Annotated in this window: 18 protein-coding genes and 1 pseudogene; 13 read left to right on the forward strand and 6 right to left on the reverse strand. The window is 58.8% G+C overall.

Annotated features, from left to right (window positions below; genetic code table 11):
* Together NAV32_RS16680 and NAV32_RS16685 are read right to left on the reverse strand one after the other, a co-directional pair.
* A partial coding sequence (locus NAV32_RS16680; protein ID WP_256053903.1) for an FdhF/YdeP family oxidoreductase occupies nucleotides 1-2192 on the reverse strand: 2192 nt, incomplete at its 3' end.
* A 125-nt stretch (nucleotides 2193-2317) separates the two neighbouring features.
* A complete protein-coding gene (locus NAV32_RS16685) occupies nucleotides 2318-3127 on the reverse strand; it encodes a sterol desaturase family protein (RefSeq protein ID WP_256053904.1) in 810 nt (269 codons plus the stop codon).
* Between the two features lie 143 nt (nucleotides 3128-3270).
* Between NAV32_RS16685 and NAV32_RS16690 the strand changes: the two genes are divergently transcribed.
* The 5 genes and pseudogenes from NAV32_RS16690 (at nucleotide 3271) to NAV32_RS16710 (ending at nucleotide 8579) form a co-directional block, all read left to right on the forward strand.
* Complete coding sequence (locus NAV32_RS16690) at nucleotides 3271-4635, forward strand: MFS transporter (RefSeq protein WP_256053905.1); 1365 nt, start codon at nucleotides 3271-3273, stop codon at nucleotides 4633-4635.
* 268 nt (nucleotides 4636-4903) lie between these two features.
* On the forward strand, nucleotides 4904-5839 hold the full coding sequence (gene yddG, locus NAV32_RS16695; RefSeq protein ID WP_256053906.1) for an aromatic amino acid DMT transporter YddG: 936 nt from the start codon (nucleotides 4904-4906) through the stop codon (nucleotides 5837-5839).
* 101 nt (nucleotides 5840-5940) lie between these two features.
* Nucleotides 5941-6392, forward strand: a pseudogene (locus tag NAV32_RS17700) (thioesterase family protein).
* Between the two features lie 160 nt (nucleotides 6393-6552).
* Nucleotides 6553-7860: an ABC1 kinase family protein gene (locus NAV32_RS16705; RefSeq protein WP_256053908.1), complete on the forward strand. Its 1308-nt coding sequence runs from the start codon at nucleotides 6553-6555 to the stop codon at nucleotides 7858-7860.
* A gap of 17 nt (nucleotides 7861-7877) precedes the next feature.
* Nucleotides 7878-8579 (forward strand): SDR family NAD(P)-dependent oxidoreductase, encoded by a 702-nt coding sequence (locus NAV32_RS16710; protein ID WP_256053909.1) that lies wholly within the window; start codon nucleotides 7878-7880, stop codon nucleotides 8577-8579.
* A 264-nt stretch (nucleotides 8580-8843) separates the two neighbouring features.
* On the opposite strand, the gene NAV32_RS16715 is transcribed toward NAV32_RS16710, so the two are convergent.
* Entirely contained in the window at nucleotides 8844-10085 is a 1242-nt protein-coding gene (locus NAV32_RS16715) for an iron-containing alcohol dehydrogenase (protein ID WP_256053911.1), read from the reverse strand.
* Entirely contained in the window at nucleotides 10082-10801 is a 720-nt protein-coding gene (locus NAV32_RS16720; protein WP_256053912.1) for an alpha/beta fold hydrolase, read from the reverse strand. The genes NAV32_RS16715 and NAV32_RS16720 overlap by 4 nt, the downstream gene beginning before the upstream one ends.
* 91 nt (nucleotides 10802-10892) lie before the next feature.
* Here NAV32_RS16720 and NAV32_RS16725 point away from each other — a divergent pair, with 91 nt between their 5' ends.
* On the forward strand, nucleotides 10893-11591 hold the full coding sequence (locus NAV32_RS16725) for a GntR family transcriptional regulator (RefSeq protein ID WP_256053913.1): 699 nt from the start codon (nucleotides 10893-10895) through the stop codon (nucleotides 11589-11591).
* Nucleotides 11592-11784: 193 nt separating this feature from the next.
* On the opposite strand, the gene NAV32_RS16730 is transcribed toward NAV32_RS16725, so the two are convergent.
* The gene (locus NAV32_RS16730; RefSeq protein ID WP_256053914.1) at nucleotides 11785-12210 is read right to left on the reverse strand and encodes an organic hydroperoxide resistance protein; all 426 of its coding nucleotides are present in this window, start codon (nucleotides 12208-12210) and stop codon (nucleotides 11785-11787) included.
* 144 nt (nucleotides 12211-12354) lie between these two features.
* Nucleotides 12355-12804, reverse strand: coding sequence for a MarR family winged helix-turn-helix transcriptional regulator (locus tag NAV32_RS16735; RefSeq protein ID WP_256053915.1), 450 nt, complete (start codon nucleotides 12802-12804; stop codon nucleotides 12355-12357).
* Between NAV32_RS16735 and NAV32_RS16740 the strand changes: the two genes are divergently transcribed.
* The 7 genes from NAV32_RS16740 to NAV32_RS16770 all read left to right on the forward strand — a co-directional run bounded on the left by NAV32_RS16740 (nucleotide 12805) and on the right by NAV32_RS16770 (nucleotide 21816).
* Complete coding sequence (locus NAV32_RS16740) at nucleotides 12805-13080, forward strand: hypothetical protein (RefSeq protein ID WP_256053916.1); 276 nt, start codon at nucleotides 12805-12807, stop codon at nucleotides 13078-13080.
* A 326-nt stretch (nucleotides 13081-13406) separates the two neighbouring features.
* Complete coding sequence (gene tig, locus NAV32_RS16745; protein ID WP_256053917.1) at nucleotides 13407-14717, forward strand: trigger factor; 1311 nt, start codon at nucleotides 13407-13409, stop codon at nucleotides 14715-14717.
* Between the two features lie 89 nt (nucleotides 14718-14806).
* Entirely contained in the window at nucleotides 14807-15445 is a 639-nt protein-coding gene (clpP, locus tag NAV32_RS16750) for an ATP-dependent Clp endopeptidase proteolytic subunit ClpP (RefSeq protein WP_256053918.1), read from the forward strand.
* A gap of 98 nt (nucleotides 15446-15543) precedes the next feature.
* Nucleotides 15544-16824, forward strand: a complete 1281-nt coding sequence (gene clpX, locus NAV32_RS16755) for an ATP-dependent Clp protease ATP-binding subunit ClpX (protein ID WP_256053919.1) — start codon at nucleotides 15544-15546, stop codon at nucleotides 16822-16824.
* 129 nt (nucleotides 16825-16953) lie between these two features.
* Nucleotides 16954-19350: an endopeptidase La gene (gene lon / locus NAV32_RS16760; protein WP_256053921.1), complete on the forward strand. Its 2397-nt coding sequence runs from the start codon at nucleotides 16954-16956 to the stop codon at nucleotides 19348-19350.
* Between the two features lie 132 nt (nucleotides 19351-19482).
* Nucleotides 19483-19755 carry a nucleoid-associated protein HU-beta gene (hupB, locus tag NAV32_RS16765; protein ID WP_003282502.1) on the forward strand — a complete coding sequence of 91 codons (273 nt, stop codon included), beginning with the start codon at nucleotides 19483-19485 and terminating at the stop codon, nucleotides 19753-19755.
* A 207-nt stretch (nucleotides 19756-19962) separates the two neighbouring features.
* Nucleotides 19963-21816: a SurA N-terminal domain-containing protein gene (locus tag NAV32_RS16770; RefSeq protein ID WP_256053922.1), complete on the forward strand. Its 1854-nt coding sequence runs from the start codon at nucleotides 19963-19965 to the stop codon at nucleotides 21814-21816.
* The last annotated feature ends 69 nt before the right edge of the window (nucleotides 21817-21885 follow it).

The raw sequence follows: 21885 nt of genomic DNA on the forward strand, positions 1-21885 counted from the left end.
AGCGGCGTGTCGTAGGGCAGCAGGATCATGCCCGTTACGCGGCGCTCGATGCCGTCATTCCAGAGGGAAATCAGATCGACTTTCTGCCCCGCCTCATAACCCAAGCGGCGGATGTCCTGGGCGTTGACGAAAATCACGTTGCGCATTCCCTTTACGCCTCGGTAGCGGTCTTCCAGACCATAAATCGTGGTGTTGTACTGATCATGTGAGCGCAGGCTTTGCAGGATCAGATCCGGGGTTACGCCCAGGCTGCGGATCTGTTGCGGCAGCAGCTCATCGGGCAGTGCCTGAGCGCGAAACGCAGCCTTGCCTTCAGCTGTTTTCCATTCGCGCCGGGAGGCAGCGTTACCCAGGTAGAAGCCTCCCGTGTGCTTGAGCCGGGTTTCAAAATCGGTGAAACCAGGGATGGTCGCGGCAATCAGCTGCCGAATGCGGGCGTAACTCTCGACCAGCCAGTTCCAGTCGACCGGATTGGCGCCAAGCGTTGCCGCGGCGATTCCAGCGATGATCGCCGGTTCCGAACGCATCAAGGGTGACAGCGGTTCGAGCTGGCCGTGTGAGGCATGAACCATGCTGAATGAATCCTCGACGGTCACCGCCTGCGGGCCGCAGGCTTGCCGGTCGATATCCGTTCGCCCCAGGCAGGGCAGAATCAGTGCCTCGCGGCCGCATGTCAGATGGCTGCGATTGAGCTTGGTGCTGATCTGAACGGTGAGTTCACAGTTCTGCAGGGCTTGATGAGTGCGTACTGAATCAGGTGTTGCCTGGGCGAAATTGCCGCCCAGGCCGATAAATACGCGCGCCTGCCCGGTGAGCATGGCGTTGATCGCCGCGACCGCGTTGTGTCCTGGGTGGCGTGGTACGGAAAAGCCGAAATGGCGCTCCAGCGCATCGAGAAACGCCTGCGTTGGCCGTTCATTGATGCCCATGGTGCGGTCGCCTTGCACGTTGCTGTGACCGCGCACGGGACACAGGCCCGCGCCAGGCTTGCCAATGTTGCCGCGCAACAGGGCGAGGTTGGTGATTTCCTGAATGGTGGCTACTGAATGCTGATGCTGGGTAATGCCCATGGCCCAGCAGATGATCACGCGTTCGGCGCCAGCATATAAACGTGCAGCTTGCTCGATCTCGCGGCGTGAAAGCCCTGACTGGGATTCGATCTGCTCCCAGCCAGTAGCGTCGACGACGGCCAGGTAGGCGTCGAGCCCATGGGTGTGCTGAGCGATGAAGGCGTGATCGAACAGTCTGGGCTGTTGCGTGGATTGGGCATCGCGCTCCCATTGCCAGAGGTATTTGACCATGCCTCTGACGAGCGCCATGTCACCGCCAAGGTTGGGGCAGAAATAGGCGGTGCTGGTGGCGCGGTCCCGGTTGGAGAGCATTTCGAGGGCATTCTGCGGATTCTGGAAGCGCTCCAGGCCACGCTCTTTTAGTGGGTTGAATACCGCCACGCGGGCGCCGCGCTGAACCGCCGCGCGCAACGGTTCAAGCATCCTTGGATGATTGGTGCCGGGGTTCTGGCCGAGCACGAAAATGGCGTCGGCGTGTTCGAAATCCTCGAAGCTGACGGTGCCTTTGCCCACTCCGATGCTCTGAGTCATGGCCACACCGCTGGCCTCGTGGCACAGGTTGGAGCAGTCAGGAAAGTTGTTGCTGCCAAACGCCCGAACGAACAGCTGATAGAGATAGGCCGCCTCATTACTGGCACGTCCGGAGGTATAGAACTCGGCCTGATCGGGGGTATCCAGGCGCTTGAGGTGATCGGCGATCAGCGCGAAGGCCTCATCCCAACTGATCGGACGGTAGCGGTCGCTCGCGCGGTCGTAGCGCATCGGCTCGGTCAGGCGCCCCTGATATTCGAGCCAGTAATCACTTTGCTCGCGCAGTTGGCTGACGCTATAGCGGGCAAAAAAGGAGGCGTCGACACGGCGCTTGGTGGCTTCCCAATTCACCGCTTTGGCGCCGTTTTCGCAAAATTTGATTGGCCCTGCCTCGGCGGATTCGCCCCAGGCGCAGCCGGGGCAATCGAAGCCGCCGTGCTGGTTGGTCTTGAGCAGGGCGCGAATGTTCTTCAATGCGTTGTCGCTACCGAGCCAGTGCCCGGTAACGCTGCGCAACGCCCCCCAGCCACCGGCTGCGCCGGTGTATGGCTGATAGCGGATGGCTGGATCGAAACGATCGTGACGGGACATGCAGTGCCTCGCGACTCAGGGTATGGCGACAAGGACGGTCAAAGTCCTCTGACCGAGGACAATAACCTATACCTGATGCGGCGCAGGATGGGCGAGGTTGCTCCCATCCTGCGCTTCAACCTCGCTTAACGCGCCGTCATCGCGCCCAGGTCGGTGTCACTCAGTTCCGGGCCGTCGAGCGTCACATGCTTCTCGCCCTTGCGGAATTTTGCGATGACCGGCTTCAGCTCTTCCTTGACGTGCTTTTCACTGTAGCCGTTGAACAGATGGCCAAGCAGGCCGCGGCGCAGGTCCGTGGTGCCCATGAACCAGTCGGCGATGGGGAAGGTGAGGTTCATGTTGTACTTCATCATGATCCCCCAGTTGTGGTGAGCCGTGTGGTGACGACGGATAGTGTTGATGAACGGGACGTTACGTACGAACCAGTTCTCATGCACGTGGCAGCAATAGTGGAAGGTTTCGTAGATCAGGTATTGCAGGACCATCGTCAGGAACACGATGAAGCCTGCGTTGGCGTTGAATACCAAGGTCGTCAGATAGCCGAGCGTGGTACCTGCCACACCCAAGGTGGCCAGAACACGCCAGGGAAAGAAGACGATGCGAAATTCCTGGGAGGAATCGATGGTCGGTTCGACGTCGGTGAAATACTGATGGTGCTGACGGGTATGCCGTTCGTAAATGGCACGCAATGCCCAGACGTCGATGCGTTTGTGCATGACGTAGCGATGCATGAACCACTCGACGAAATTTCCGGCGATGAACACCGGAACCATCAGCAGCCATTCCCACGTGGCGCCCTGGATCTGCGTCAGGCAGTACCAGGCCGCTGTGAGACCCACTCCATACATCACAGCGACGTGCAGTAACCCGTTGTAGTGGGGGCTGATATCGGCTTTGTACTCTTCGCGAAATTTCCGCTGGCGTTCGGTCATCATGGTGGTGCTCTCCGGCTTTTGTTGTTGTACACGACTGATATATTAGGTGAGGCGGCAAGATTGCGCTAGCGTATTTCCTGAATGCGACTAATATATCAGTTGCGTGCAAGCTTCCAGACAACAACAAAATATGGAGTACAGCTATGACCACGATTGCCTATATCGCGGCCCGCTTCGAGCGGCTGCCTATGTCCGGCTATCAACGAAAGCTCTTCGCGATCATTGCAACCGCATGGTTTTTCGACTCGCTGGACCTGGGCATGATGACGTTCATGCTGGGCACCATCAAAGCCGAATTCGCCCTCACTTCGACGCAAACGGGCCTGTTGGCCAGCTCGAGTTTCGTAGGCATGTTCCTCGGTGCGGCCATCGCCGGCATGCTTGCCGACAGGTACGGTCGCAAACCGGTTTTCCAGCTGAGCATGATTTTCTGGGGCGTCGGGAGTCTCTTGTGTGGCTTCGCCCAGAACGTCGAACAGCTGATGTGGTTCCGGGTTTTGCTTGGCTTCGGCATGGGCATGGAATTTCCCATCGGGCTTTCGCTGGTTTCGGAAATCGTGCCGGCCAAGAGTCGTGGCCGCTACATCGCCATTCTCGAAGGGTTCTGGCCGCTGGGCTTCATCTGTGCTGGTGTGATTGCCTACTTCTTCATGCCAATAATCGGCTGGCGCGGCATTTTCATCGCCTTGGCGTTCCCGGCCCTGTTCGTATTCATCGTGCGTCGTTATGTGCCGGAATCGCCGCGCTGGTTGGCCGAGGTCGGGCGCAATGATGAAGCTGATACGACCATGGATCGCTTTGAGACATCGGTGATGCGCTCGGCGCAGATGAACGCCTTGCCGGTGGTAACGCGCAACATGGAAGCCGCAGCAACTGCTTTGGTGGCCAAGGCACGTTTTCGTGAGATCTGGCAGGGTGAATATTTCCAACGCACGCTGATGCTGTGGGGGCTCTGGTTCTTCGCACTGCTCGGTTATTACGGCCTCACGGCCTGGCTGGGAGCGCTGTTGCAGAATGCCGGGTATGAGGCCACTCAGTCGGCGCTCTACACGGTCTACATTTCCCTGGCAGGCATACCAGGCTTTATCTTCGCGGCCTGGCTGGTTGAGGCGTGGGGACGAAAGGGCACCTGCGTGCTGATGCTGCTGTGCAGTGCTGCCTCGGCTTTCCTTTATGGTCAGGCTGCCGCAACCAGTGCACCTCTGGCATGGTTGATCACTGCGGGTCTGTTCATGCAGTTCTTCCTGTTCGGGATGTGGTCGGTGCTTTATGCCTACACCCCTGAGCTGTATCCGACCCGCTTGCGTGCCACCGGTACCGGCTTCGCTTCGTCCATCGGTCGCTTCGGCGCGCTGCTTGGCCCTTACATTGTCGGTGTGCTATTGCCGATCACGGGGCAGGGCGGGGTTTTCTCGATGGGTGCCATATCCTTTGTCCTCGCAGCGCTGCTGATCATCTTCCTGGGCGTTGAGACGAAGGGACGTTCGCTGGAGGATGTCTCCAACTGATTTAAGAACAATGCTTCAACCCGAAACGCCTCGTTGAAACTGATTCGGCGAGGCGTTTTCTGTTGCTGCACCTCGCTACCTTCACCAGCATCACGCACGACGCGCTGGCAAATGACACCCTGTACGGTCCGGCAGCTGGCGTCTGTTCGGCAGCCTGAAACATGAGTTGTGTCTCCTAGTGAACCGACGCGGTGTGGCGCCTTCAATGCACGCCAAACGCCCCTGGTCTCGGGGGATTTCTTTGATTTCTGAATGTAAGCGGTACGCAATGAACCAGCGGAAAGCAACGCTCATCGGGCTCGTGGCAGTTGTGCTATGGAGTTCTATCGTCGGTCTGATTCGTGGCGTCAGCGAGAGCCTCGGAGCGGTCGGTGGGGCCGCCATGATGTACAGCGTTGCATCGGTCCTGCTGTTGTTCACGGTTGGCTTCCCGAAAATAAGCGAGTTTCCTCGGCGTTACCTCGTCTGGGGGAGCCTGCTGTTCGTCTCGTACGAGTTGTGCCTCGCCCTGTCAATCGGCTACGCCAACAGCAGCCGGCAAGCCATCGAGGTTGGCATGGTCAACTACCTGTGGCCGGCGTTCACGATATTGGCGGCAATCGTGTTCAACCGGCAACAGACCAACCTGCTGATTGTTCCAGGCTTCCTGATTGCTATTCTGGGGATCTGTTGGGTGCTGGGAGGCGAGCAGGGGCTGGACTTGCGGGGGATGACAGCGAACATCCGTGATAACCCCCTCAGTTACGGCCTGGCCTTCACTGGCGCTCTGATCTGGGCGGCGTATTGCACGGTGACCACGCGCACTGCCGGAGGCAAGAATGGCATCACGCTGTTCTTCATGCTGACAGCGCTGGCACTGTGGGCCAAGTACCTTGCCATCGGCGGGGAGTCGATGGCGTTCAGTTACCACGCCATGATCTATCTGGTGATGGCCGCTTCCGCGATGGGCTTTGGCTATGCGGCCTGGAACGTCGGCATTCTGCACGGCAATGTCACCATCCTCGCCGGCGCTTCGTATTTCATCCCGGTTCTGTCTGCTGCCTTGGCGGCCATGCTATTGCGTACGCCGCTTTCACTGTCGTTCTGGCAAGGCGCATCCATGGTTTGCGTCGGGTCGATTCTCTGCTGGTTTGCGACCCGAGCGAACTCTTCATGCTGCGTCATCAAGCAGAACCTCGCAGCGGGAAACGCCAACGATGAATAGCCTACAGAACTGAAGAGCGGGTTCGACCTGACACGGCTCCCCAGGTGGCGTCGAGCTGGTTGGGCTTCGCCGACATGCCGCCTGTGCTGGCCACCGCGATGATGATCGGATTCATCGAGCTGGCCTGCATCGAAGGGCTGCGCCCGTTTCTCTCGACGGCGCAGCGCACGGTAGGTATCCAGTCGCCGCGACACCGGTCGGGATGAAGGTTACGGCGAACGCCGAACTCACCGCCATCGAGGGAAAGTCGCTGGTGTTCAAGGTGAAATGTCGGGATGAAAGCGGGATTACCGGTGAAGGAACTCATCACCGCGCGATCATCGATCTGCAAAGGTTCGTTCAGCGCCTTGAGGGAAAGTCAGGGTTGAGTGCAGGTAGTCGAGGGTGGGATCCCGGAATTCTGCGAATGCCGCTGAGGGTAGTCGACCAAAAGGGAGTGACAGGCAGTAAACGGCCAAAAATGGACCTTCATGATGGGTTAAATCATGTCGCTATGAGGCTGACAGGGCTTGCTCGGTTACTAATAGCCCTCTCGGATTTACCGTGCTGTTGACCCCAGATCGAGAGCAGCAGGTCGAGAAAAGAGCGGCATAGTTAGGCGCTGACGCGACAGTCTCCTTGAAGAAAGCCCATCCACGATGATCATAAGGATTCCCTTGGCTCATGCTCTGGGCTGGCTCATGATTTGGGCTTTGACTTCGTGGGTCGCCTGCATGCCTCGATTTTCTCGCCCTTCAGCTTCGGCGCTGGGCCGCTTTCTGCAACTGGGCGGCACCGGCGTTCGCATTGCTGGCAACCTGCTGGTGCAGCGCATCACCCCAGGCAAGGCGCCTATCGACTGGGTGCCCATCGGCGAACTACTGGGTGATGCGCTTGGACAGATGAAGGGCCCAGTGCTGAAGCTTGGTCAGCAGGCCTCGCAATGGCAGGATCTGCTGCCTGCTCCAATCAGCGCCGCCCTGTCCCGCTTGCAGAATCAGGTGCCTTCGCTGCCGTTCGATGCGCTGGAAGCCAATCTGCAGCGCTTGTACGACGGCAAGCTGTACGAGCTGTTCGAAACCATCGAGCCCGAGCCAGCCGCGGCTGCCTCGCTGGGCCAGGTCCACCGAGCCCGGGATCGTCAGGGAAGAGCGCTGATCATCAAGATCCAGTATCCCGGCATCCGCGCCATCTGCGATGCCGATCTGCGCCAGCTGTGTCGGTTGATGCCGTTGGGACGGTTGTTCGGCACGCCGTCCGCGCGTCTCGATGCGGTCTATATCGAGCTGCAACGCGCCATTGCCGAAGAGCTGGATTACGATGCCGAGCGCGCCAATCTTGAAGCCTTCCGTGAGCACTTCAGCAGCTGGCCGGGGATCCGCATCCCCTTTGCTGTGGGCGAACTCTGCCTCCCCGGCGTACTGGTGCTGGAAGACCTGCCGGGCCGCTCCATGGCCGAGGTCGACCAGGCCCCGGCGGAAGTGCGCCAGCGCCTGGCCGAAACCCTTTGCGAATGGCTGGCCGAGCAGGCGTTCGGTCTGCAACGGCTGCATACCGATCCGCATCCCGGCAACCTCGCCTGGACCGAGTCTGGCGAGCTTGTGATCTACGATTTCGGCAGTGTGCTGCGTCTGGAACCACGCTTGCTGGCGGGCTATGTGCAGATATTCGAAGCACTGCGTGCCACCTCCAGCGAGGCACTGGAGCCAGGGTTTCAGGCCATAGGCGGACGCCAGCCGGGAAGCACGCCGCCGCATGGACTGTACCGGCGCATCCACCAGATGCTGCATCCACTGCTACAACCCGACGCGCAATGGGACTTCCGCGAAGCGGCGCTGCATCAACAGCTGTCCGAGCTGTTCCCATTGATGATGTCCGCACTCGGCAGCCTGCAACCAGCCTCCGGAACATTGCTGATCAACCGCGCCCTGGAAGGGCACTACTGGAACCTCTACCGGCTCGGCGCCTGCCTGCCCATCGCCGACATGCTCGCCGACCATATCACGCGCTGGCGCAACGAAACCGGCGTCCGTCGACCGTAAACCTGCAGGAGATCGTCATGTCATTGGAATCATTCCCCGAAGGATTTCGTGCGCTGGTCATCGGAGCATCAGGTGGAATTGGCGACGCATTGGTCGACGCGTTGCGCAGCGATTCGCGCTGCGCTTCGGTCGTTGTCCTGAGTCGCTCAACCGTACCGCCCCTCGACTTGACCGACCCCGCCAGCATCGAACAGGCTGCAGCCAGCGTGGCGGAGCAGGGGCCGTTTCACCTGATCATCAACGCCGCCGGCGTGTTGCATGGTGCCGATTTCATGCCGGAGAAACGCCTCGCCGATCTCAACCAGAACCAGCTGCTCGCCACCTTCCAGATCAACACCTTTGGTCCGGCACTGGTGCTGCGCCACTTCAACGGCCTGCTCGACCGCCAGCGCGGCGTGCTCGCCATGCTCTCAGCCAAGGTCGGCAGCATCGGCGACAACCGCCTCGGCGGCTGGTACAGCTACCGCGCCTCCAAGGCAGCGCTGAACATGCTGACCAAAACCGCATCCATCGAAGTCCGCCGCAGCCAGCCGAATGCCGTGCTGCTGGCGCTGCATCCGGGCACGGTGAATTCGAATCTGTCCCAGCCCTTCCGCGGCGCCGAAATCGGCCGCCCCGCCAGCGATGCAGCGCAGGATCTGTTGCGGGTGATCGATGGTCTGGGGCCTGAGGCGAGTGGTGGGTTTTATGCATATAGCGGGGAGCGGTTGTCATGGTAGTGGGGGGAAGCGGGAAACGAGTCTTCTGCTGCGAAAACACGCTCATTGAATCGCCCCTGATTTCCTAGACGCGCCCAAGTGGCCGCTTCTGGCCGTTTGCAGTCGGTCTTTACTGCGTTCTGGTTAACCGGCATGCAAGCAGTGGCCCCACGAATGCAGTTGCTTGGCTTGGAAGGGTGCAAGTCGGTGGCGAGTCAGCAATTACGCGAAACGGATAAAAAAGCGCTGCTCGATTTACTCGAACAGCGCCTTTTCTTTGGTCGATCAGGGTTGGCCGCTGAGGTGCCCTTCCCAAGCATTCAGCACGATCTGACGATAGGCGAGGGCAGGATCGGCCACCGGGAATGCTTTGGCCAGCCGCGTTACGGCGAGGGCGTCCGCGATCAGGTCGTCCAGCGTTCCTTCCTTGATGCCGAAGGTTTTTAGGTCGGTCGGAATGTCCAGGCGCTCGATCATGGCGCGGACCGCCACCGGAACCCGGCGCGCGGATTCGTCGGGGCAGCTGGTCGCCAAGCCCATCATCGCTGCGATCTCGGCCAGCTCGCTCTGGCGGGATTCGCACAGCGCGTCGAGCACGTAGGGCAGCATCACTGCGTTGGTGCTGCCATGGCTCTTATGGGTCTGGCCCGCCACTGCGTAGGCGATGCCGTGGCCGGCGTTGAGTCCGGCGGTGCCATAGGACAACGCTGCGTAGATGCTGGCGTAAGCCATACCCACGCGCGCCTCGGTGTCGTCACCCTGGTGGTAGGCGCGTTCCATCCAGGCGAAGCACAAGCGCATCGATTCCCTGGCGAACAGCATGGTCAGTGGTGAGCGGCCGCTGTAGCCCGGATCAGGGTTGCCGCCACGGTCGAACAAGGCGCTGTCCAGCGTCAGGAAAGATTCGATGGCGTGGGTGAACGCATCGATGCCGGCGTCGGCGGTCACTCTAGGAGGGCAGGTGTAGGTGAATTCCGGGTCGATGAGGGCGATCTGCGGGCGTAACGCATTATCCATCACCGCGATCTTGGTCGCGTTCTCAGGGTCGAGCAGAATCGCTCCCGGTGTCGCTTCCGAGCCGGTACCGGCAGTGGTCGGCAGGGCGATCAAGGGGAGCGGCTTGCAGCCGCCAATGTCGCCGGTGAACTCGGTAATGGGCCGACCTTGGGGCAGGGTCAGGGCCAAGGCTTTCGCCAGGTCGATGTTACTGCCGCCACCCAATGCGATGACGTGGTCTGGCTGCGTGCCGCCCAGTTGGTCGCGCAGCACGGCGGTGGCTTCATCGCATAACCCTATCGTGGGGTCGGGCAGGCCGCCGGCATAGACCACCGTGCTGATGCCCAGTCGGTCTGCGGCCTGGATGTATTCACTCACCCAAGGTGTTTGCTCCGCGAAGAAGGCATCGGTGACCAGTACACCAGAGCGGTAGCCCAGGCGGGCGAGCAGCTGAGGTAACTGGTGGCGCGAGCCGTTGCCGATGATCAGCCGTCCGGGCGCGCAGAAGTGAATAAGGTCTTCGGTTCTCATGGTCGCTCCTGAGCGTGATGAAGTTTGGTAATGAATGCTTGAATGTGCTGTGCCACCAGGGCGGTGTTTTCCGTCATCAGGCTATGGCCGGCGCCTGCGATGACACGCAGCTCGGCATCGTAAATGCCATCAGCTAACCAGCGCGCATGTTCGAGAGGCGAGTCCGGGTCGGCAGCGCCGTGGATGATCAAGGTTGGAAGGCGGATGGCTCCAAGACTGGCGGTGTGATCGACTTCCTGTAGCCCTTCCCAGGTCCAGGCTACTGCCTGGTGATCCGCTGCCATGGCGAGGTTCAGGCGTTTTTCGCGCTCGGCGATTTCTACCAGCAGCCGGTCGCCCTGCTGGCTGAACCAGGGGGCCAGTCCGGGGCGAGGGCTGCCGGAGAGTAGAATCAGCCCGCACGGTTGCGGCCCCTCATTCTGGCGCAGATATTCAAGCGCCACCGACACTCCCATGCTCCAGCCGGCCAATATGAAAGGACTGTCGTCGAGCTGATTGCGAGCAATCTTCAAAAGATCCTGGCTGAAGGTATCCAGCCTATAGTCCTCAGGACCTTGGCCACGGATAGCGTCGGCTCTTCCGCGCAGGTTGGGACAAATGAAATGGGCCTGCGCCGCACAGGCTTCGGCGACAGCGTTCCACGCAGCAGAGGTGCCTTGAATGCCATGCACTGCGAGTACGGTCATCCGGCTTGCATCCATCGATTTCTGAGTCATTGTTATATCCTTCGATGTACAGCTGATATATTAGTCTAGCTGATCGCATTCCACTTTTGCTATGCTGCAAATGGATTTAAAGGAAAGCCGAATGGACAGCAGCTCGACCGCAGTAACGCCGCTTCCCAGCATTACAGGGAAATCAAAAGCCAAGCTCACCGATATCGCTTATCAGCAGCTCGAGGAGGCGATAGTCACGCTCCGTATTCCGCCTGGAACGCTTATCTCCGAGCAGTCACTGAGCGGGATGACCGGCATTGGCCGTACACCGTTACGGGAGGCCGTGCAACGTCTGGCGCGCGAGCATCTGATCCTGGTGATGCCGCAACGCGGCTTGCTGATTCCGCCCATCGATATCGGCAAACAGCTGAGGCTGATCGAAACCCGTCGGGAGATCGAACGGCTGGTATGCCGCAGTGCCGCCAAGCGAGCAAATGAGCAGCAACGGAAATCCTTCGCGCGCTTGGCTGACGAGTTCAATGCGGTGGCCATCAATAACGACGATGTCACCTTCATGCGCTCGGACCGCGAGTTCAACGAACTGTGCCTGGTCGCGGCAAGAAACGAGTTCGCAGAGAGTGCTTTGCGCTCGCTCAACGGCCTTTCCCGGCGCTTCTGGTACCTGCATTACAAACAGACTGCCGATCTGCCCGAGATGGCTCGGCTACACGCTGGCGTTGCTGCAGCGATTGCGGCAGGCGATCCGAAAGAGGCGGCCAAATGCCTGGATCAGCTAATCGACAACATCGAAACCTTCACCAAGGCGACGGTGCTGCTCGACCAACTCTGAACCACTTGCCGGTGGCTTTTTGCAAGCTCCCCGGCAACTGGTTTTGGCATGTAGGCCACACGAACTCCCAGAAGCGAGCAGCGACTCGCTCCCGTATCTCGGTCAATGCTCCACCCGGGCGCCGCGGCGTTGAAGAGGGAGGGACGAGCTGATCGAAGGGGGACGCTCCGGTGTCTGCAGCGTCCCCGCCTGATCAGATCAGCACCAAACGCACGTCGATGTTGCCGCGGGTGGCGTTGGAGTACGGGCAGACCAGGTGCGCAGCATCGACCAGTTGTTGAGCCAAATCTCGGTCCAGGCCGGGCAGGCTGATCTGCAACTCCACTTCCAAGCCGAAGCCTCCGGGGATCTGGCCAATGCCAACCTTGCCTGTGATCGAGGCGTCGGCAGGGAGCGCTTGCTTCTGCTGGCTGGCGACAAATTTCAGGGCGCCAATGAAGCAGGCCGAATAACCGGCCGCGAACAGTTGCTCTGGATTGGTGGCGTCACCGCCTTGGCCGCCCAGTTCGCGAGGCGTGGTCAATTTCACATCGAGGTGGCCATCAGACGAAACGGCGCGACCGTCGCGGCCTCCGGTGGCAGTGGCAGTAGCGGTGTAAAGAGCCGTGATGCTTTGCATGAGAATTCTCCAGTCCGTTAAAAGCGTGTGTGCCAATTAAGTGCGTGCGAGAAAAGGTTAGTGCCTATTTAGTTTGTGCGCAAGATATATGTCGGCAATTTTCCCTGCCCCGGGGATTCCCGGTATTAATGCCTGGTGTCGGGATTAGACGAGTTTTTGCAGGGCGTTGCGCAGTGCGACGATCTGGTCTTTTAGCGCGCCAATGGCTTCAGGGGATTGGCCGCTGGCATTGAGGATATTGCTGGGGAAGCACTTTGCCTCGCTCTGAAGCGCTCGGCCCCTGTCGGTCAGGCGCAGTTCAACCACACGCTCGTCGTCGCTGCGCCGGGTTCGGGTGATCAGACCCTCGCCCTCAAGGCGCTTGAGCAGTGGCGTCAGCGAGCCCGGATCGCTGAGCAGGCGGGCACTGATATCGCCTACGGTGATGCCGTCACCCTCCCAGAGCACCAACATCGCCAGATACTGCGGATAGGTGAGGCCTATGCCTTGCAGCATGGGCTTGTAGGCCTTGGTCATCAGCAGTGAGGTGGAATGCAGGGCGAAGCAGAGCTGATGGTCCAGCAGCAGGGCGGGGCAGGAGCGTGGTGTGGTCATTTGCAGTTTGATCGGCATGAAGTGCCGATTAATTTAGCGCTCGAACTCTTGGCGCGCAATGTGATTCGCCTGCCACAGCAGGCCTATCCGAATGGCTGGCGTAGCCCATTGGGCACGCTTGCGGTCCATTGTTTGAAGATTGAAGCGGGTGGTTGCGAGATCGCTGGCATCACTTGGAGGCCCGACTGCCATGCGATGTGGATCAACGGCTGCATCCCGATTTTTCCAGCCAGCTTCCGCATGATCGTGAGGATAATCTTCGGAGAATACGCTTGAATCGGAGAATCCTTGAGATCATGCGGTTTTGAGCGTCCCAGCCTGTGTCCAGCGCACGGTCGCCGTTTGGGGATGCCACCTTTCGTTTTTCAAGCATGAAACCCAGGTGTTCTTCGTCGCACAGGCAGGCCTGATGTCGCGCTGCGTCTGCTCCATGTATAGGCAGCCAGCAGCTACTCATGCGGTGCGGTCGCCCATGCATCGTATGCCCACTTTATATGCACGCATCGTCAGAGCGGGGTGACTTCTGTCATTTGAGCCACTAGAATGCTTGCCCATTCTGGGGCCGGAACGCCCGGCTTATGTCTGTGCAACGAGGAAAATCCATGCAAGTTTCTGTTGAAAGCACCTCCGCTCTTGAGCGCCGCATGACCATTGGCGTGCCGGTCGAGCGCATCGAGACCGAAGTCAACAAGCGTCTGCAACAGACCGCCAGCCGTGCCAAGATCCCAGGTTTCCGTCCCGGCAAGGTACCGATGAGCGTGATTCGCCAGCGCTACGAAGCCGCTGCGCGTCAGGAAGCGCTGGGTGATCTGATCCAGGCTACCTTCTACGAAGCAGTCGTCGCTGAAAAGCTGAACCCGGCCGGTGCACCTGCCGTAGAGCCGAAAGTATTCGAGAAAGGCAAGGATCTTGAGTACGTTGCCACTTTTGAAGTGTTCCCCGAGTTCAAGGTTGAAGGTTTCGACTCCATCGAGATCGAGCGCCAGCAGGCCGAGGTTGGCGACGCTGACGTCGATAGCATGCTGGATATCCTGCGTAAGCAGAACACCCGCTACGAGAACGTCGAGCGCGCCGCCGAGAACGGCGATCAGCTGAACATCGATTTCGTCGGCAAGATCGATGGCGAAGTCTTCGCAGGTGGTTCAGCCAAGGGTACCCAGCTGGTCTTGGGTTCGGGCCGCATGATTCCGGGCTTCGAAGATGCTCTGGTGGGCGCCAAGGCTGGCGAAGAGCGCGTGATCACGCCGACCTTCCCCGAGGACTATCAGAATCTCGATCTGGCCGGTAAGACCGCCGAGTTCACGGTTACCGTAAACAGTGTTGCAGCGCCTCAACTGCCGGAGCTGAACGACGAATTCTTTGCCCAGTTCGGTGTGCAGGATGGCGGCCTCGAAGGCTTCCGTGCCGAAGTGAAGAAGAACATGGAGCGCGAGTTGCGTCAGGCCATCAAGGCCAAGGTCAAGAACCAGGTCATGGAGGGGCTGGTCAGCACCAATCCGATCGAGGTGCCCAAGGCGCTGATCGACAACGAAGTGAACCGTCTGCGCGTTCAGGCCGTTCAACAGTTTGGTGGCAACATCAAGCCCGAACAGCTGCCGGCAGAGATGTTCCAGGAGCAGGCCAAGCGTCGTGTCGTTCTCGGCCTGATCGTTGCTGAAGTGGTCAAGCAGTTCGAGCTCAAGCCTGATGATGCGCGCGTTCGTGAGCTGATCGAAGAGATGGCTTCGGCCTATCAGGAGCCCGAACAGGTTGTGTCCTGGTACTACAAGAACGACGAGCAACTGAACGAAGTGCGTTCGGTTGTGCTCGAAGAGCAAGTTGTAGATACTGTTCTGCAGCAGGCCAAGGTGACCGACAAAGCGGTCTCTTACGAGGAAGCCGTCAAGCCCGCGGAAGCACCGCAAGCGGCCTGATCTTCTTCAACCGATCAAGCACAACACACATAAGCCAGCCTCGTGCTGGCTTATGTATTTGAGGCATGACATAGGGAGTATCGCTGGACATGTCCCGTAATTCATTTATGCAAGCTCCGGATATCCAGGCCGCTGGCGGTCTGGTGCCGATGGTCATCGAGCAGTCTGCGCGCGGTGAGCGCGCCTATGACATCTATTCCCGCCTCCTCAAGGAGCGGGTGATCTTCATGGTCGGCCAGGTCGAAGATTACATGGCCAACCTGATCGTGGCGCAGATGCTCTTCCTCGAGGCTGAAAACCCCGAGAAGGATATTCACTTATATATCAACTCACCGGGCGGTTCGGTGACTGCTGGCATGTCGATCTACGACACCATGCAGTTCATCAAGCCGGACGTATCGACCATCTGCATCGGCCAGGCCTGCAGCATGGGCGCGTTGCTGCTGACTGGCGGCGCTGCGGGCAAGCGTTACTGCCTGCCGCACTCGCGGATGATGATTCACCAGCCGCTGGGTGGCTTCCAGGGCCAAGCCTCGGACATCGAGATTCACGCCCGCGAGATCCTCACGATCCGCGAGCGCCTGAACAAGGTCATGTCCGAGCATACCGGCCAACCGATGGAAGTGATTGCTCGCGACACTGACCGCGACAACTTCATGAGTGGCGAGGAAGCCGTCAAGTACGGTCTTATCGACCAGGTTCTAAGCCGCCGCCAGCTGGCGGTCTGACCACGCTGCTCTTGCGATATCCGGCTAGTACATGGGCTTGAAAAAGCCCATGAATGCCTTCATCTTGTGTTTCAAGCCTTCCCGATTGGATCGATCGAATGACTGATACCCGTAACGGCGAGGATTCCGGCAAGCTGCTCTATTGCTCTTTCTGCGGCAAAAGCCAGCATGAAGTGCGCAAATTGATTGCCGGACCCTCGGTCTTTATCTGCGACGAGTGCGTCGACCTGTGCAACGACATCATCCGCGAGGAGGTGCAGGAAGCCCAAGCCGAAAGCAGCGCGCAAAAACTGCCTGCGCCCAAGGAAATCAGCGGCATTCTCGACCAGTACGTCATTGGTCAGGAGCGCGCTAAGAAAATCCTCGCAGTGGCTGTGTACAACCATTACAAGCGTTTGAACCAGCGCGACAAGAAGGATGAGATCGAGCTGGGCAAGAGCAATATCCTGCTGATCGGCCCGACCGGTTCCGGCAAGACGCTCCTGGCGGAAACCCTGGCGCGGCTGCTCAATGTGCCTTTCACTATCGCCGATGCGACCACGCTGACTGAAGCCGGTTATGTGGGCGAGGATGTCGAGAACATCATCCAGAAACTGTTGCAGAAGTGCGACTACGATGTGGAAAAGGCCCAGATGGGCATCGTCTACATCGACGAAATTGACAAGATTTCGCGCAAATCCGACAACCCTTCAATCACTCGTGACGTTTCCGGCGAGGGTGTGCAGCAGGCGCTGCTCAAGCTGATTGAGGGCACGGTTGCCTCGGTTCCGCCGCAGGGTGGACGCAAGCATCCGCAGCAGGAGTTTCTGCAGGTTGATACACGCAATATCCTGTTTATCTGTGGTGGTGCCTTTGCCGGCCTGGAAAAGGTTATTCAGGCACGCTCGACTCAGGGTGGCATCGGTTTCAACGCTGAAGTTCGCAGCAAGGACGTCGGCAAGAAGATCGGTGAATCGCTGCGCGTGGTCGAGCCGGATGATCTGGTCAAGTTCGGCCTGATTCCCGAGTTTGTTGGCCGCCTGCCGGTGATTGCGACGCTGGATGAGCTGGATGAGGCCGCACTGGTGCAGATTCTCACTGAGCCGAAGAATGCGTTGACCAAACAGTACGCCAAGCTGTTCGAGCTTGAAGGTGTCGAGCTGGAGTTCCGCCCGGACGCCCTCAAGGCAGTCGCTGTACGCGCACTGGAACGCAAAACCGGAGCGCGTGGTCTGCGCTCCATTCTCGAGGGCATTCTGCTCGATACCATGTACGAGATTCCTTCGCAGAAGGATGTCGGCAAGGTGGTGATCGATGAGAGCGTTATCGAGGGGACCTCGCAACCGCTGCTGATTTACGAGAACAGCGAGCCACCCGCCAAGGTTGCGCCGGACGCGTAACAAACAAAGGGGCCTTTTCGGCCCCTTTGCATTTCTACCCATCCTTGTTTTTTGCCCAGCGTGCCCTCATCTTAGCCGGCATGGTGTTTCCCGTTTACTGCCGTATGGCCGTCGTAGAGCTGAATTTTTATGAAGACAACCATCGAATTGCCCCTTTTGCCGCTGCGCGATGTCGTGGTCTACCCGCACATGGTGATACCGCTGTTCGTTGGCCGTGAAAAATCCATCGAAGCGCTCGAATCGGCGATGGCAGGCGACAAACAGATCCTGCTGGTGGCCCAGAAGAACCCGGCGGACGATGATCCGAACGAAGACGGTCTGTACCGTGTGGGAACCGTCGCGACCGTATTGCAGTTGCTGAAGTTGCCGGACGGAACCGTCAAAGTACTGGTTGAAGGCGAGCAGCGTGGCGCGATGGAGCGCTTTATCGAGGTCGAGGACCATTGTCGTGCCGAGGTGTCGCTGATCGATGAGGCGGACATTGAGGCGCGTGAAGCCGAAGTCTTTACCCGCAGCTTGCTGAGTCAGTTCGAACAATATGTTCAGCTTGGGAAAAAGGTGCCTTCAGAGGTGCTTTCGTCCTTGGCGAGCATTGTCGAGCCGGCGCGTCTGGTCGATACCATGGCAGCCCATATGGCGCTCAGGATCGAGCAGAAGCAGGCCATTCTGGAAGTGACCGATTTGCCGGCGCGGGTCGAGCATGTCATGGCGCTGCTGGATGCCGAGATCGATCTGCTCCAGGTCGAAAAGCGCATTCGCGGGCGCGTCAAGAAACAGATGGAACGTAGCCAGCGCGAGTACTACCTGAATGAGCAGATGAAGGCCATTCAGAAAGAGCTGGGCGATATCGACGAAGGCCACAACGAAATCGATGACCTGAAAAAGCGCATCGAGAATGCCGGCCTGAGCAAGGACGCCCATGCCAAGGCAACCACCGAGCTGAATAAACTCAAGCAGATGTCCCCGATGTCGGCAGAAGCCACGGTGGTGCGGACCTACATCGACTGGCTGGTCAACGTACCGTGGAAGGCTGCGAGCAAGGTCCGCCTGGATCTGGCCAAGGCCGAGGAAGTGCTTGATGCCGATCATTACGGTCTGGAAGAGGTCAAGGATCGCATCCTCGAATACCTCGCCGTGCAGAAGCGCGTGAAGAAACTCAAGGGGCCGGTGCTCTGCCTGGTCGGCCCGCCCGGCGTTGGCAAGACCTCTCTGGCCGAGTCCATCGCTCGCTCGACGAACCGCAAGTTCGTGCGCATGGCCTTGGGTGGGGTGCGGGACGAAGCGGAAATTCGCGGTCATCGCCGTACCTATATCGGCTCGATGCCGGGGCGGCTGATTCAGAAAATGACCAAGGTGGGCGTGCGCAACCCGTTGTTCCTGCTCGATGAAATCGACAAGATGGGCAACGATATGCGTGGCGATCCGGCCTCGGCGTTACTTGAGGTGCTCGATCCGGAGCAGAACCACAACTTCAATGATCACTACCTTGAGGTCGATTACGACCTGTCGGATGTGATGTTCCTGTGTACCGCCAACTCAATGAACATCCCGCCGGCCTTGCTCGACCGCATGGAGGTTATTCGTCTTCCAGGCTATACCGAAGACGAAAAGATCAATATCGCCATTCGCTATCTGGTGCCCAAGCAGACCCAGGCCAACGGCCTGAAGAAGGCCGAGCTGCAGTTCGACGAAGATGCGATTCGCGACATTATTCGCTACTACACCCGCGAGGCCGGTGTTCGCGGTCTGGAGCGCCAGGTGGCGAAGGTCTGTCGCAAGGTGGTCAAGGAGCATGCTGCCCAGAAGACTTTCACAGTGACTGTCACCTGCGAGACGCTTGAGCATTTCCTTGGTGTACGCAAGTTCCGCTATGGCCTTGCCGAGTTGCAGGATCAGGTTGGTCAGGTAACCGGTCTGGCCTGGACCCAGGTCGGTGGCGAGCTGCTCACGATTGAAGCTGCCGTGGTTCCGGGCAAAGGCCGCCTGACCAAGACCGGCTCCCTGGGAGATGTGATGGGTGAATCCATCACGGCAGCGCTAACGGTGGTGCGTAGCCGTGCCGCCAGCCTGGGTATTGCCCCTGATTTTCATGAAAAACAGGACATCCATATTCATGTTCCAGAAGGGGCGACGCCAAAGGACGGTCCAAGCGCCGGTATTGGCATGTGTACGGCGCTGGTATCGGCTCTGACGCAGATCCCGGTTCGGGCAGAAGTTGCCATGACCGGAGAAATAACACTGCGTGGACAGGTACTGGCCATTGGTGGGCTTAAAGAAAAACTGTTGGCCGCGCACCGGGGTGGCATCCGAACGGTGATCATTCCCGAGGAGAATCAGCGTGATCTGAAAGAGATTCCTGAGAATATTAAGCAGGACCTGCAGATTAAACCGGTGAAGTGGATTGACGAAGTCCTCCAAATTGCGCTGCAATACGCGCCGGAGCCCTTGCCTGACGCGGCTCCCGATATTGTTGCAAAGGAAGATAAGCGCGAGTCTGATTCCAAGGAGCGAATCAGCACGCATTAGTCTGAAAGGCTTTGTTGACATATTTTCGGCGCCCTTGATATAAACCGGCCCTTCGTGTCGCTGGCGTTTCAGCACCGTTTTGCCTACACCCAAAATTATAGATACGACTCAACAGAAATAAGGGGACTTAGAGTGAACAAGTCGGAACTGATCGATGCCATCGCCGCATCTGCTGATATCCCGAAAGCTGTTGCTGGCCGCGCGCTGGACGCAGTGATTGAATCCGTCACTGGCGCCCTGAAGGCTGGTGACTCCGTGGTGCTGGTTGGTTTCGGTACTTTTGCCGTCAAAGAGCGCGCCGCACGCACTGGCCGCAACCCGCAGACCGGCAAGCCGATCAATATCGCCGCAGCCAAGATTCCGGGCTTCAAGGCTGGCAAGGCTCTGAAAGACGCTGTTAACTAAGCGCTTTCGATCCGGCCGGTTGTCAGTTCATTCTGGCCCTGCCATGGAGCGGTTGTCCTGTAGGCAATGCCTGTTGCAGTCGGGCTTGAAATCAAGCCCAATCGCTCCAAAAGCTCCGAGAAGGCGCATCCCCGGATGCGCCTTTCTTTTTTATCCGGATTCCACCCTTGCTGCCGTGATTTTGCGCAGCTGACTCCTGGGGGATGCATGCTTCAGAATATCAGGGACAATTCACAAGGCTGGATTGCCAAAACCATCATCGGCATCATCGTCATGTTGCTGGCGCTGACGGGCTTCGAGGCCATTTTCAGCACGGTTGGCAATAGCCGTAATGCTGCTGAAGTGAATGGCGAGGAAATCTCGCTGGACGCCCTTAACCAGGCAGTGAATATGCAGCGCCGACAGCTGGTTCAGCAGCTGGGTGGCGATTTCGATCCTGCGTTGCTGGATGACCGACTGATTCGCGAGTCCGCTCTTCGCGGGCTCATCGATCAGACCTTGCTGCTCCAGGGTGCACGGAAGGCTGATTTTGCCTTTTCCGACACAGCCCTCGATCAGCTGATCCTGCAAACACCCGAATTCGCTGTCGATGGCGTTTTCAACGCCGGACGCTTTGATCAGTTCATCCAGCAGTTGGGCTACACACGGCTTCAGTTCCGCGAATTGCTCCGTCAGGACATGCTGGTAGGTCAGCTCCAGGCAGGTATCGGCGCTTCCGGTTTCGTCACCGATGAGCAAATTCAGCACTTCGCACGTCTTGAACAGCAAACTCGTGATTTTGCGATCGTTACGGTGCATGCAGATGACGCAGCAGTGGAAGTCACCGAGCAGCAGGCGCTTGAATACTACGAGCAGAATACGGACCGCTTCCGTTCGCCCGAACAGGTCGTGCTTGACTACATCGAGCTGAACAAAGAGTCCTTCTTCGATCAAGTCGAGGTTACTGATGAGCAGGTGCAGAGCCTGTACCAGCAGCGTATCGCGAACCTGGCGGAACAGCGTAGAGCCGCGCATATCCTGATTGAGTCGGACAGTTCAAGCGACGCCGAAGCAAAGGCCAAAGTCGAGGAGATCGCCCAGCGCCTGGCTGCTGGCGAAGATTTCGCAGCGCTGGCCAAGGAGTTTTCTGAAGACCCCGGTTCTGCCAGCGAGGGCGGTGATCTAGGGTTTGCCGGTCCCGGTGTTTACGATCCTGATTTCGAGGATGCGCTCTATGCGCTAGCTCAAGACCAGGTCTCGGAGCCGGTACGCTCGGAGTTCGGCTGGCATCTGATCAAGCTTCTGGGCGTTCAGTCACCTGAGGTTCCTGCATTGGAAAGTCTGCAGCCCGAGCTGGTACGTGAGCTCAAGGCGCAACAGGTTGAGCAGCGTTTTGTTGAGCTGAGCAAGCAGCTGGAAGACTCGGCTTTCGAGTCATCCGATCTGGCCCAGCCTGCCCAGGAACTTGGTCTGGTCGTGCAAACCACCGAAGCCTTTGGTCGTGAGGGTGGTAGCGGGATTACTGCCAACCGTCAGGTCATTCAGATGGCGTTCAGCGACGAAGTTCTGGTTGATGGTGCCAACAGCAGCATTATCGAGCTGGACCCGGAAACCACCGTTGTGGTGCGCGTCAAACAGCACCTTCAGCCTGAAACGCTGGCATTCGATACGGTAAAGGAAGACATTCTTGTCCAGCTCCGTCGCAGCAAGGCGGCTGAGAGAGCAAGCGAAGAAGGCCAGCGCCTGCTGAGCACCCTACGTGACGGCGGTCAGCAGGCGATCCAATGGCAGGCCACCGAGGCCGCGGCACGCAATCAGGAAGGTGTTGAGCCTGCCGTGTTGCAGCAAGTGTTCCGCATGCCGCGCCCTGAAACGAGCGACACGCCGACTTATGGCAGTGTACGTCTCGATAGTGGTGACTTTGTGGTCATTCGCTTGGATGGCGTCAGCGAGCCGAATGCTGAGCTTTCCGAGCAGGACAAGCAGAGCTACCGTCGTTTTCTGGCTTCACGCAGTGGTCAGCAGGATTTTGCAGCCTACCGTGCAATGCAGCATGGAGAAGCCGAGATCAAGACCTTCTGATCACATTGGCTGAGCAGGGCGCTTGCACGTGATAAGCGTCCTGATGCCAGGCACAAAAATCTATGGTCA

The organism is Stutzerimonas stutzeri (genome assembly GCF_024448695.1).
Lineage (GTDB): Bacteria > Pseudomonadota > Gammaproteobacteria > Pseudomonadales > Pseudomonadaceae > Stutzerimonas > Stutzerimonas stutzeri_T.